This is a genomic window from Faecalicatena contorta (assembly GCF_001404335.1).
Taxonomy (GTDB): Bacteria; Bacillota; Clostridia; order Lachnospirales; family Lachnospiraceae; genus Faecalicatena; species Faecalicatena contortus_B.
Window position 1 is genome coordinate 1 of sequence record NZ_CYZU01000056.1, and the last position, 13,225, is coordinate 13,225.

Sequence of the window (13,225 nt, forward strand, 5' to 3'; positions counted from 1 at the left end):
CCGCGGCCGCGTTTTTGAAAGGACATGGATGTTCTCCGGGAGGTTTTCGGCTATCCCTTTATGGAGCGTCCCCATCCGCGCCGAAACTAAAGCTCGTCGCTGAATCCCGATTTAGTTTAGGAAGTTCTCGATGATAACTGATTCCGCCTCTTCCTCCGACATCCCAAATGTCCGCAGCTTAACCAGCTGCTCGTCATTGATCCTTCCAATCGCGGCCTCATGCACGATCTGTGCATCTACATGTTTCGCATTGATCTCCGGTATGGAGCTGATCTCGGCCTGATCCATAATGATGGAATCACACTGAACATGTGCATGGCACAGATTGTTTCCGATTGCCCTTGGATGGAAGACCTGCCTTGAGGTTCCTTTTGCCACGGAACGGGAGATGATCCTGGCGGAACTATTCTCTCCGCTCAGCTGGACGTCCATGTTGGATATTGCAGTCTGCTCCGCATGGGTCATGAGCTTTTCTGTAACGAAAAGTTTTGCCCCACGGGACAGTTCTACAAATGTTTCACGCTCTGTGGAATCGACACCCTTGATCTGGGTGGTCTCCAGTGTAAATACCGAATTCTCTCCGACATAAATCTTTGTCACAGGATTTAATACTTTACCACCGGTTCCTTCGCCCTCTGCGTAATGATTCTCTACATACTTCACATTCGCATCTTTCCCCACATGGAAGGCGTGAATGCCGTCGTGGCGGCTCTCGCTGCAGCCGTCATTGTGTATACCGCAGCCTGCTACGATTACGACATCTGCACCGTCCTCTATATAAAAATCATTGTATACTACATCCTTCATGCCCGATTCAGACATTACAACCGGAATATGGACCTGTTCCTGCTGAGCTTCTCCGCTGATATAAATATTAATGCCGGGCTTGTCTTCCTTTTTTTCAATCCGGATATGGCGGCTGTCACCGTGACAGACTGCCATACCGTTCAGGCGCAGATTATAGGCGCCCTCCTGCTTAAATCCCAGAGAATCTATTACCTTTAACACATTTTCCGTTACTTCATTAAGCTTCACAGATGTCACCTCCCTTTTCCTTCATACACGCACAGGAATCGATATCTTCTCCGAGCAGCTGCGGCATGATCTCCGCTGTGGGCCCGATTGAATCTAACTTCCCGTCGGATATTACCATGATCCGGTCCGCCATCTGGATAATCTTCTCCTGATGAGAGATGAGGATCAGGCTTTCTTTTTTCTCTTTATGGATCTTCTCAAACCGCTTGATCAGCATGGAGAAGCTCCAGAGATCAATACCGGCCTCCGGCTCATCAAAGATACAGATATTGTGCTTTTTCGCCAACACAGTAGCAATCTCAATCCGCTTCATCTCCCCGCCTGACAGGGTCGAATCCGCCTCTCTGTCTATATATTCCATGGCACACAGACCAACACTGCTCAACAATCCGCAGCACTTTTCCTCGGTCAGTTCCTCGCCCGCTGCCAGTGACAGCAGACGTCTCACAGTCATTCCCTTAAAACGGGGAGGCTGCTGGAATGCAAATCCGATGCCTGCCTGTGCCCTTTCATTGATAGATAAGCCTGTGATATCCTCACCGTTCAGAATAATCCGGCCCGCCGTTTCCTTATTAATTCCCATCAGAATCTTTGCCAGTGTGGACTTTCCGCCCCCGTTAGGTCCGGTGATGACTAGCATCTCTCCGTCCTCCACCGTAAAGTTGATATCGGAAAGTATTTCCGACTGCTTCCCTTCCTCAGATACATCATATGATAAATGCTCTACCTGTAACATCTCTGTCACTTCCTTTTCTTATGCTAGCCGCACGCTTTATTCACCGGAAAACTGGCGGAATAATCCTCTGTAAGTATCTGCATAGATGCTCCCCCGTCTCCATATAAAGGTAAAATCATGGGTAATACCGAAATTCCTCAGTGAAATTACTTTGAGTTCTCTCTTTTCCAGTTCTTCCCTAACTGCGACCTCATATAAAAATGTAATACCACAGCCGGCTTTTGTCAACTCTTTAATCGCATGTAAACTGCCTATTTCCGCAGTTCTGACGAAATCTTCGGTCCCATAATTCTGTGAATCCAGATAACGCTCCAGCACTTCCCTGGTTCCCGACCCCGGTTCCCTGAGCAGAAGGCGCTCGCCAAACAAATCTTCCAGCTTCTCCGGCTTCTTGCTAAACGGGTAAAAAGGGCTGCAAACAGCCACATAGCGCTCTGTGGAATAATGCAGATAATCGTATTCATTCTTTTTATAAAATCCCTCAACAAGGGCAAAATCTATCTCTCCGTTATCCAGCCTTGCAAGCAGCTCCTGGGTATTCGCCACTTCCATATGTAACTTCACATCCGGGTACTTTACAAGATACCGCTCCAGAATCCGCGCCATAACGATCTCCCCAACTGTCATAGTCGCTCCAAACCGGATATTCTGATATCCATCAGTCAGATGCTGCATATTACTCTGCAGAGAAAGTTCGTCGTGCATCATGGTTAGCGATGCATTGCGGAGCATCTCTCCTGCCTCTGTCAGTTTCAGCTTCTTCCCCTCATACTGGAAAAGTTTTATCCCGTAGTGCTTCTCCAGATAACGCACATGCTGCGAAACCGCAGGCTGTGTAATATTGAGTTCTTCAGCTGCCCTAGTGAAATTCATGCATTGACATACCGTCAGGAATGTCTCCATCCGAAAATCCAACATATTCATCCCTCTTTAAATGAATCCAGGCGGAGCTTCCTCTCCTCAAAAGCTCCGCCTTTATATTTTAATTACTCCCTGCATTTACTATAACATATTATTATCATAAAATAAAGATATATAATTTTATTTTATAGTTTTTTTATGTTATGATAAACATGACAGACAAAATATGGAAAAGTTACGCCTGTCTTGTCTGATCAATTATCTAAATCTAAAGGAATAAGAACGGAGGATTTGTAACATGGATTTTATAAAACAAAAAGGACCTGGATTATTGTTCTGCCTGATTATTGCAATTCCGTCATGGTTTTTGGGCCGGGCGCTCCCGGTGATCGGCGGCCCTGTTTTCGCAATACTCATTGGAATGGTATTAACATTAATCATCAAGCGGAAAGATACCGTACAACCCGGCATAGCCTATACATCCAAAAAGATTCTGCAGGCAGCTGTTGTATTTCTCGGTTTTGGAATGAACCTGACAGAGATCCTTGCCAAGGGCCGTCAGTCCCTTCCTATCATTATTTCCACAATCAGCACTTCCCTAATCATTGCTTTTATCCTGTATAAAGCAATGAAACTGCAGCCAAACAACGCCATACTGGTCGGAGTCGGCTCTTCCATATGCGGAGGCTCCGCGATCGCAGCTACAGCCCCGGTTATCAATGCAAACGATGAAGAAGTTGCACAGTCCATCTCAGTCATCTTCCTCTTCAACGTCATCGCCGCACTGATTTTCCCGGCACTGGGAGGAATCCTGCACCTGAGTAATGAAGGGTTCGGCCTGTTTGCAGGCACTGCCATCAATGATACATCTTCTGTAACGGCAGCTGCAGCCGCATGGGATGGAATTCACGCCAGCCATACGCTGGAGGCGGCAGCCATCGTCAAAATGACAAGAACACTGGCGATTATCCCAATCACCCTGTTCCTGGCCCTCTACAGAGGCAGAAAAGAAAAAAAGACCGAAGGATCTTCCTTCAGCCTGAAAAAAACATTTCCATATTTTGTACTGTTCTTCGTTCTTGCGTCGGTCATTACTACAGTATTCCAGCTGCCCCCGGCAGTCACCGCGCCATTAAAAGAACTGAGCAAATTCCTCATCATCATGGCAATGGCAGCAATCGGCCTGAACACGAATATCGTAGATCTCGTAAAAACCGGCGGCAAGCCAATCTTTACCGGCTTCTGCTGCTGGGTTGGAATCGCACTCGTCAGCTTAGGTATGCAGCACTTTATGGGTGTCTGGTAGGCGGATTTGGGAACACGTTGTAGGCTTGCGGGCGGGGGGACGCCTGCCGTGGAGCGGGACGGGGGAGGGACTTCATCCTGTCTCTGTCTGGAATACCGTCCGTTGCGTTAAGCAGCAGTAAGAGGGAACACACCAAAGCAGCCGGCACCGTACGCATTCACCGCCCAATCTGATGATTGGACGGCTCAGGCGTACTGAAAAGTTAATTTGGAAATTAACTTTTCTCCGGCTGATTTGGTGTGTTCCCTCTAACTGCTGCTAAACTCACTCTAGGCATTCCAGACAGAGACAGGATGAAGTCCCTCCCCCGTCCCGCTCCACGGCAGGCTGGCTCATCCGGCCGGCAGGAAAAAACACGTTTCCCGGTTAGTATCCCATACGGGGGAAACGGATTGATTCGGCTATTCGTGTCTTGTATCTTGCTTAGACGTATTGAAACTATTTATGCAGTGACTTGTATATGGCTTTCTGCCTATTCGAAACATTAATTTTTTCATAAATCGTACAAACTCTGTTCTTACAAACAAGCACCAATTCAGATGAACCCCAACGCCCAGCCAGCCCACATCCGCCTCTCCCGTCAGGATCCCCACCGGAAACGCATCTTTTCCTACCGACCGGATGCACCTAGCTTACCGTGAGCCGGGACGTGCTGTGAAAAGCACCTGTCCTGTTGGAAATGCTTTTAGCGAGCCTAGCAGCAGTTAGAGGAAATCCGCAAAATCAGCCGGAGAAAAGTTGCTCCCGAAGCAACTTTTCAGAACACATTCACCGCTTAATCACCAGATTAAGCGGTGAGTGTGTTCGGTTCCGGCTGATTTTGCGGATTTCCTCTTACTGCTGCTTGGCGCAGCGGCTGTATTTCCAACAGGACAGGTGCTTTTCACAGCACGTCCCGGCTCACGGTAAGCGACCGCCCCTCCATCCGCGCCCGAGTCCAAAACTCGTTCGCTAATCCTTATTGTACTGTCGCGATATCGATTAAGGTAAGTTTTTGTATGTCTGTATTTTCCAGGCTTGTGATAAGCGCCTGCGCCGTATCCATGGCTGTCAGCACGTTCACTCCTGTCTCGATTGCATTTCTCCGGATGATGAATCCATCCCGGGAGTGGTCAGCTCCCTGAGCGGGGATATCGATGACCAGGTCGATCTCGTGTCCCAGGATCAGATCCAGGAGGTTTGGGGACTCCTGCTCGATCTTGCGGACCGGTATCGCCTTGACTCTCGCTTCATTCAGCGCCCTGGCTGTTCCGGCGGTGGCAAAGATGCGGTATCCGATGGCGGCAAATCTTCTTCCGATCTCTGCTGCATCCTGATGGTCTTCGTCACGGACGGTCATGATCATATTTTTGAACTTCGGCAGTTTGATTCCGGCTCCGATAAATGCTTTGTAAAGCGCCTCTCCAAATGTCTTCGCGATTCCCAGACATTCTCCGGTGGACTTCATCTCCGGGCCCAGACTGATGTCGGCTCCCCGGATTTTTTCAAATGAAAATACAGGCATCTTGATGGCAATGTACTCGGCCTCTTTCTGGAGTCCGGGGGTGTATCCCAGTTCTCTGATCTTCCCGCCGATGATTACTTTTGTCGCCAGCGGTACGATCGGGATTCCGGTTACCTTGCTGATATATGGCACTGTCCGGCTGGAACGTGGATTGACTTCGATTACATAGACGTCCTCATCCCCGCATACGATAAACTGAATATTTATCAGGCCGATGACATGGAGGGATTTGGCTAATCTTCTTGTGTACTCGGCAATCTTGTCTTTTACCGCCTGGCTCAGGCTCTGTGCAGGATATACGGAGATGCTGTCTCCGGAATGGATTCCCGCGCGCTCAATATGCTCCATGATCCCAGGTATCAGAATATCTTCCCCGTCACATACGGCATCAACCTCTATTTCCTTGCCCTGCAGATATTTATCTACAAGAATCGGGTGGTCCTGTGCGATTCTGTTGATGATTCCGATAAATTCGTCGATGTCGTGATCGTTGATGGCAATCTGCATTCCCTGGCCGCCCAATACATAGGAGGGTCTCACCAGAACCGGATAGCCCAGCCTGTTTGCCACTTCTTTTGCCTCTTGCGCCGTATATACGGTACCTCCGGTTGGGCGCGGGATCTGACACTGTTCCAGAATCTCGTCGAACAGCTCCCTGTCCTCAGCCTTGTCTACATTCTCGGCGGAGGTTCCCAGGATCGGCACCCCCATCTTCATCAGGCTTTCCGTCAGCTTGATGGCTGTCTGGCCGCCGAACTGCACGACCGCACCGTCCGGCTTTTCTATATCTACGATGCTTTTTACATCCTCTGGGGTCAGCGGCTCAAAATACAGCTTATCCGCAATATCAAAGTCTGTGCTGACAGTTTCCGGATTGTTATTTACAATAATCGTCTCATAACCTTCTTTTGAGAATGCCCAGGTACAATGCACGGAACAGAAGTCGAATTCGATTCCCTGTCCGATGCGGATCGGGCCGGATCCAAGCACCAGGACTTTCTTTCTGCCTCTGGTCTCTTCCACCTCATTTTCTCTTCCATACACAGAGTAGTAGTACGGCGTCGCGGCAGCAAACTCTGCGGCACAAGTATCTACCATCTTATAGGAAGCTACAATGCCGTTTGCATGGCGCATATCGTGGATTTCCTCTTCGCTCCTGCCTGTCAGGGCTGCGATCACCTGATCCGGAAATTCTATCCTTTTTGCCTCTCTGAGAAGTTCCGGGGTAAGTTTCTCTGACTTCAGTGACTCCTCCATCTCAACAAGAATGGCCAGTTTATCAATAAACCAGAAATCAATCATCGTGATCTCATGGATCTGCTCATAAGTCATGTTTCGGCGGATCGCCTCTGCAATTCGCCAGATACGCATATCGTCTACAATCGCAAGCTGCTCCCTGAGCTTGTCATCTGAAAGTCCTGTGAAATCATAGGACATCAGGCTGTCAACGTGCTGTTCCAGAGAGCGGATCGCTTTCATCAAGGCGCCCTCAAAGTTGTCACAGATGCTCATAACTTCTCCGGTCGCCTTCATCTGCGTTGTCAGCGTCCTCTTGGCGCTGATGAATTTATCGAAGGGAAGCCTTGGAATCTTTACCACACAGTAATCCAGCATCGGCTCGAAGCTTGCATAAGTTTTACCGGTTATAGCATTTTTAATCTCATCCAATGTATAACCCAGCGCGATCTTCGCCGCAACTTTGGCAATCGGATAGCCGGTCGCTTTGGATGCCAGAGCAGAGGAACGGCTGACACGCGGATTCACCTCGATTACACAGTATTCAAAGCTTTCCGGATTGAGTGCATACTGTACGTTGCATCCCCCCGTGATATTCAGCTCGCTGATGATATTCAGGGCAGATGTACGCAGCATCTGATACTCTTTATCCCCCAGTGTCTGGGATGGGGCAACCACGATACTGTCACCTGTATGCACACCCACCGGATCAATATTCTCCATGTTGCAGACCGTGATACAATTCCCCTTGGAATCCCGCATCACCTCGTACTCGATTTCCTTCCAGCCTGCGATGCAGCGCTCTACCAGAACCTGTCCCACACGGGAGAGGCGCAGGCCGTTTTCCAGGATTTCCACCAGCTGCTCCGAATTCCGGGCAATTCCGCCGCCGCTTCCTCCCAGTGTGTATGCGGGGCGGAGTACGACAGGGTATCCGATCTCATTGGCAAATGCAAGGCCGTCCGCAACATTCTCCACAACAAGGGACGCAGCCACGGGCTCGCCGATCTTTTCCATTGTGGCCTTGAATTCCAGGCGGTCCTCCGCCTTTTTAATCGTCTCTGATGTAGTTCCGATCAGGCGCACGTTATTCTCTTTAAAGAATCCGGCCTCGTCCAGCTCCATTGCCAGATTCAGGCCTGCCTGCCCTCCCAGCGTCGGAAGTACACTGTCAGGCCGTTCCTTCCTGATCAGCTGTTCCACAACTTCTACGGTAAGCGGTTCAATATACACCTTATCGGCTATATCTTTATCGGTCATGATTGTTGCCGGATTGGAGTTCAGCAGCACAACTTCAACCCCTTCTTCCTTTAAGGAGCGGCATGCCTGTGTCCCCGCATAATCGAACTCTGCGGCCTGTCCGATAATAATAGGCCCCGAACCGATGACTAATACTTTTTTGATACTGTTATCCTTTGGCATTATTTCGCTCCTCCCATCATTTCCATAAATCTGTCAAACAGGTAACCCGAGTCCTGCGGTCCCGGGCAGGCTTCCGGATGAAACTGCACGGTAAAGATATTCTTCCCCTGATATTGCAGACCTTCATTTGTTTCATCATTGACGTTGACAAATGCGGGCGCAGCGATCTCCGGATCCACGCTTTTATCATCCACCACATAGCCATGGTTTTGTGAAGAAATATACACGCGTCCCGTCCGAAGGTCCTTGACAGGATGGTTGCCGCCGCGGTGGCCGTACTTCAGCTTATGTGTGGCCGCACCAGTAGCAAGAGCCATCAGTTGATGCCCCAGGCAAATCGCAAAAATAGGAATATCGGTATGGTATAATTTTTTGATTTCTTCGATAATAGAAGTGCAGTCTGCAGGGTCACCAGGGCCGTTAGAAAGCATGATGCCGTCAGGATTTGCTGAAATGATTTCCTCTGCAGTTGTGCTGGACGGATAAACAGTCACTTCACAACCACGTTTATTTAAAGAATTGGCTATATTATTTTTGGCGCCCAGATCGAGGAGTGCTACTTTCTTCCCGCTTCCTTCCAGCACATACTTTTTACTGCATGTCACTTTAGAAACAACATCTCCCACCCTGTAGGCCTTTAGTTTTGGAAGAATCTCTTCCAGGCAGTAATTTTCATTCGTGGTAATCATCCCGTTCATGGTGCCTTTTTCCCTTAATATCTTCGTAAGGGCACGGGTATCCACATCCGCAATCCCCGGAATATCCTGCTTTTCAAGAAAATCCTGGATCGTTCCTTCACACCTGAAGTTGCTTGGCATCCTGGACAGTTCCCTCACGATGTATCCGTCCGGCCATGCCTTTTGGGATTCCATATCCGGTGTTATGCCGTAATTCCCGATTAACGGGTATGTCATAACGACGGCCTGTCCCGCGTAAGAAGGGTCAGTCAATACTTCCAAATACCCTGTCATGGAGGTATTAAATACGATTTCACTTATCATCTCTTTTTTCGAACCAATGCTTTTTCCTGAAAACACGGTTCCGTCTTCCAATATCAGAAACGCTTTCATCTGTTCACCTATTCCCTTCCTGTATTTCGCCGCCCCGTAAGCCCTGTAAACAGCGCCCGTAAAAGCAACAAACAGAATCTCATTTATTTTACATGACAAAGGCACTCTTGGAGTCTTTCAATCCAGAGCGCCCTCGTTCTCAAATTGTAAAGATTATACTACATTTAAAAACAGATTTCAACAAAATTTTTAAACAACATTCTGTAACAATTTTCCGGAAAATTATTGATAGTTCCAGAAAATCGTGATCTTATTCATCGTCTCATCCTCTATATAGGTATACTGCACAGATTCAAGTCCGTAGTATTCCAGCAGATTCTGGGCCGCTCTCTGAACCAGGTCGTTCAGGATACTGTCATGTGCCTCCTGATAGAGTGTATCATTTGCAAACTTACAGGTAAAAGAATCCGCCCTGCTGTAGATGGTGTCATTCATATCCTTCAGCAGCTGGTCCGGCTGATATTCCTCGTAGTACATGCCGTTGAGTTTATAATAGTTCAAATCCATGGAACTGCAGGGCGGATAGCCCACTGTCGTATCCATGGTATGGTTTTTCATGATTTCCGCATCGCTGCAGCAAAGATAATCATAATTAATACTTTGCTCCGGCAAATTTTCCCCGCTCTCGGTCTCCAGGAATACCGGATCCCCGAAAGTAACATCCATTTGATAGTATTGCCCGTCACACTTCACGATATTCCATGCATGCGCTCCCTGTCCGGGAATCGTTCCGGTTACATAGATACACTCGATGCCTGTCTTCTGCAGAAGATACTGAGCGGCGCGGGAATATCCCGCACATACGGATGCCTTCCCCGCCAGGGCACTGTATATGTTCTGATTGTCAGGGGCCTCCATATTATAGTCCACAGTATTTACCAGATATTCGAAAATGTATTTGATCTTATCATATTCCGAAGCGTTCCCGTCAATCCCTTCAAAGCATGCAGAGACAGCCTCATCAATCTGTGCCTGCTTCTGTGTCCGCTCCTCCTGTGTGCAGGTATATACAGGCTGTACTTCAGAATAGTCCGCATAGCTGGTCACCTGCATCTCCCCGGTACACCAAAATATCTCCGGCCTGTCGCTGAAAATAAACTGGCACACCTTTTTGAGCACCTCCACATCGGGTGAATGCATATAGATGGCTTCGTTAAAGTCCATCATCCCCTGATAAAGCTCCTTATACAGGTTCTGTTCCGTTTCCGGGAGCTGCCGGTAATAGTAGCCCTGTGCCACATCGTCTTCCGGTATTCTAACTTCCTCAAAGGGAACACTTGTGCTTTTCTCCACCTGGACCTTCACCGTCTCAATCACTTCTTTTGTGGACGCAAAAAGGCCTGGGAGCTGCTGAAAAGCCACTGCTCCCAAACCTGTAAAAATGCCTGTCAGAATGAATATTCCGGCTACGACCGGCCATTTTCTTCTTTTTTTCCTTCTTCCTGCCATAATCCTTCCCCGTTCTGCCGCTTCCCCACACCTGTGCGATCCCCGCCGTTCTTACAAAGGGAGCCCTGGCTCCGCCGGTGCGGCGGGAGAGCAGCTTAAAGAAGAGACCTGAACAGAGCTGCAATGTCCTCTACGGAAGTCTCCTTCGGATTCCCCGGCCTGCAGGCATCCGCATATGCCGATTCAGACAAAAACGCAATGTCCTCCTCTTTGGCAATGCCTTTGAGGTCTGCCGGGATTCCGACATCTGCAGATAGCTTTTTCACTGCATCCACTGCCGCCCTGCGGTACTCTTCCTGTGTCATATTTTCGGTTCCTTCCACACCCATGGCTTTTGCGATCTCCCTGTACTTCTCTCCTGTAGCATCTGCATTGTACTCCATAACCGTTGGGAGCAGAATCGCATTCGCAACTCCATGCGGCGTGTCATAAAGTGCGCCCAGCGTATGTGCCATAGAATGCACAATTCCCAGCCCTACATTGGAGAATCCCATCCCTGCCACATACTGTCCAAGCGCCATGTCCGCTCTTCCCTCCGGCGTATTGTCGACTGCGCCTCTCAGGGAGCGGGCGATAATCTCAATAGATTTTAAGTGGAACATATCTGATAATTCCCATGCTCCGGCCGTAATATACCCCTCAATTGCATGTGTCAGCGCATCCATGCCCGTGGATGCTGTCAGCCCCTTCGGCATGCTGGACATCATGTCCGGATCAATCACTGCCACGATCGGGATATCGTGGGGGTCAACACATACAAACTTTCTGTTCTTTTCAACATCTGTTATCACATAGTTAATCGTAACTTCCGCTGCTGTACCGGCTGTTGTCGGAACCGCAATAATCGGCACACACTTATTTTTCGTGGGTGCGGTGCCTTCCAGGCTTCTGACATCCTCAAATTCCGGGTTGTTGATGATGATACCTACCGCTTTGGCTGTATCCATAGAAGATCCGCCGCCAATTGCAATGATATAGTCCGCACCGGAGGACCGGTACGCAGCGACTCCCGTCTGCACATTCTCAATGGTCGGATTGGGCTTAATATCTGAATAAAGTTCATACGCCAGATCATTTGACTCCAGCACATCCAGCACCTTCTGTGTAACCCCAAACTTCACCAGATCCGGATCAGAACACACAAATGCCTTCTGAAATCCCCTGGCCTGAACTTCAGCCGCAATATCATTGACCGCCCCTGCTCCATGGTAAGATGTTTCATTCAAAATAAATCTGTTTGACATAGCACATATCCCCTTTACATTTTATAGATTGCCTTGCAGCATCATTTATTGTTATAATTATAACAACCTGAAACATACAGAGACAAGTTACAAAATGGCGTCTATGTAACATTTATTCTTACAATACCAGATCCTATTCATCCTGCAAATCAGGCTGCAGTTCAGAGAGCAGTTCTTCCAACGGCTGCGGGAGCGCCTGTATGAGCAGATCTGCCATCTTCTCCGGAGCCAGATCCATATTTCTCCTGGCCCACCGGGCAGTCATATAGATGGAACCTCTGCAGTACATCTCCAGCAGAAAGCAGATATCCTCATCCAGCGGTTTTTTCGTCTTCTTTTCTATGATATTCTTATAAAACTGCAATATGCATTCATAGTCATAAGCAACCAGGGAATTGTAATCCTCCGACTGAAAAGCTGCTGCAAAGAAAGTCTGTTCGTTTTTGATAAACCAAAACTTTTTCTCAAGCCCCTCCCTTAAGGTCATGCTGACACCCATCTGCAAAAAAGACTTCTTAGCAAGACGTTCAAAATGCCAATTCACCAGATCATATTTATCCAAAAAGCAGCGGTAAAAAGTCTGTCTTGTCATACCGCTCTTTTCTACAATCTCTTTCACCGTTATCTTATCCAACGGTTTCGCGCCCATCAGTTCTGTCATGGCCGTCACGAACTTTTGTTTCGTCCTATCCCCATTATCCATGCTTTTCACCTCTATATAAATTATAGTTTAGGATCCCCTAAACTTCAAGGTTGTTGTATCATAAATCATCCAATAAATATATTCTGATCAAGTTATGTGTTTCTTTCCGTCACACATAACTCTCACCCTTAACAACATTTTAATTCTCACAGCCCATATTTTATGGTATGATAGCAGAAAGGAGTGATACAAATGATGCATGTATTTTATTGTATAAAATGCAAAAGATACCATTATACAAACAATCAGTCGCACGCAAACTGCTGTGGAGAACAAATGTATTATGTAGACGTGGATTTCACTGAATTTGTCAGAATGAACCGTGAAGAACGTGCAAGCTTCTTACAGCTTTATTCTCTTGCAGAATAAGGCTGTATTTCTGCATATTTACCTTAATTCTGCACACACTATCATAAAAAGTGCAAGGAGGTTGTAATATGAGAGAAATCAAAATGCCCTCAAAGACAGCTGAAGAAAATGAATACGATAACCATAACATTCCCGAAATCGATCTGCCGGGAAAAGCAAGCGTAGGAAACATCATCCCCGATGAAGTTCCGCGGCGCGACGGGGATTAAGTAAGGGGGACGCTAAGTAAAGCAGGAGGCAGAATTGCCCCGGGGCAGGGTGTGGTATTTCCGGGCACTGTCCGTTTACTT

General features: G+C 47.9%; 11 protein-coding genes. 3 read left to right on the forward strand and 8 right to left on the reverse strand.

Annotated features, from left to right (window positions below; all coding sequences use genetic code 11):
- Window positions 1–111: 111 nt before the first annotated feature.
- The 3 genes from ARB69_RS20795 to ARB69_RS20805 are packed head-to-tail and all read right to left on the reverse strand — an operon-like array spanning window position 112 to window position 2,689.
- Window positions 112–1,035, reverse strand: a complete 924-nt coding sequence (locus ARB69_RS20795) for a SufB/SufD family protein (protein WP_050638651.1) — start codon at window positions 1,033–1,035, stop codon at window positions 112–114.
- A complete protein-coding gene (locus tag ARB69_RS20800; RefSeq protein WP_050638652.1) occupies window positions 1,025–1,771 on the reverse strand; it encodes an ABC transporter ATP-binding protein in 747 nt (248 codons plus the stop codon). The genes ARB69_RS20795 and ARB69_RS20800 overlap by 11 nt, the downstream gene beginning before the upstream one ends.
- Window positions 1,772–1,807: 36 nt before the next feature.
- The gene (locus ARB69_RS20805; RefSeq protein WP_050638653.1) at window positions 1,808–2,689 is read right to left on the reverse strand and encodes a LysR family transcriptional regulator; all 882 of its coding nucleotides are present in this window, start codon (window positions 2,687–2,689) and stop codon (window positions 1,808–1,810) included.
- 241 nt (window positions 2,690–2,930) lie between these two features.
- Here ARB69_RS20805 and ARB69_RS20810 point away from each other — a divergent pair, with 241 nt between their 5' ends.
- Complete coding sequence (locus tag ARB69_RS20810) at window positions 2,931–3,938, forward strand: YeiH family protein (RefSeq protein ID WP_055154902.1); 1,008 nt, start codon at window positions 2,931–2,933, stop codon at window positions 3,936–3,938.
- Between the two features lie 958 nt (window positions 3,939–4,896).
- On the opposite strand, the gene carB is transcribed toward ARB69_RS20810, so the two are convergent.
- From carB to ARB69_RS20835, 5 genes are all read right to left on the reverse strand, one after another.
- Window positions 4,897–8,100 carry a carbamoyl-phosphate synthase large subunit gene (carB, locus tag ARB69_RS20815; protein ID WP_055154903.1) on the reverse strand — a complete coding sequence of 1,068 codons (3,204 nt, stop codon included), beginning with the start codon at window positions 8,098–8,100 and terminating at the stop codon, window positions 4,897–4,899.
- The gene (locus ARB69_RS20820) at window positions 8,100–9,170 is read right to left on the reverse strand and encodes a carbamoyl phosphate synthase small subunit (protein ID WP_050638957.1); all 1,071 of its coding nucleotides are present in this window, start codon (window positions 9,168–9,170) and stop codon (window positions 8,100–8,102) included. The genes carB and ARB69_RS20820 overlap by 1 nt, the downstream gene beginning before the upstream one ends.
- Window positions 9,171–9,392: 222 nt before the next feature.
- Window positions 9,393–10,619 carry a transglutaminase domain-containing protein gene (locus tag ARB69_RS20825; protein WP_055154904.1) on the reverse strand — a complete coding sequence of 409 codons (1,227 nt, stop codon included), beginning with the start codon at window positions 10,617–10,619 and terminating at the stop codon, window positions 9,393–9,395.
- A 95-nt stretch (window positions 10,620–10,714) separates the two neighbouring features.
- Window positions 10,715–11,863, reverse strand: coding sequence for a lactaldehyde reductase (gene fucO, locus ARB69_RS20830; protein WP_055154905.1), 1,149 nt, complete (start codon window positions 11,861–11,863; stop codon window positions 10,715–10,717).
- 133 nt (window positions 11,864–11,996) lie between these two features.
- A complete protein-coding gene (locus ARB69_RS20835; RefSeq protein ID WP_050638658.1) occupies window positions 11,997–12,566 on the reverse strand; it encodes a TetR/AcrR family transcriptional regulator C-terminal domain-containing protein in 570 nt (189 codons plus the stop codon).
- 192 nt (window positions 12,567–12,758) lie between these two features.
- Here ARB69_RS20835 and ARB69_RS27275 point away from each other — a divergent pair, with 192 nt between their 5' ends.
- Window positions 12,759–12,935: a hypothetical protein gene (locus ARB69_RS27275; RefSeq protein ID WP_167702518.1), complete on the forward strand. Its 177-nt coding sequence runs from the start codon at window positions 12,759–12,761 to the stop codon at window positions 12,933–12,935.
- Between the two features lie 68 nt (window positions 12,936–13,003).
- The gene (locus tag ARB69_RS26870; RefSeq protein ID WP_154253377.1) at window positions 13,004–13,144 is read left to right on the forward strand and encodes a hypothetical protein; all 141 of its coding nucleotides are present in this window, start codon (window positions 13,004–13,006) and stop codon (window positions 13,142–13,144) included.
- Window positions 13,145–13,225 lie beyond the last annotated feature (81 nt).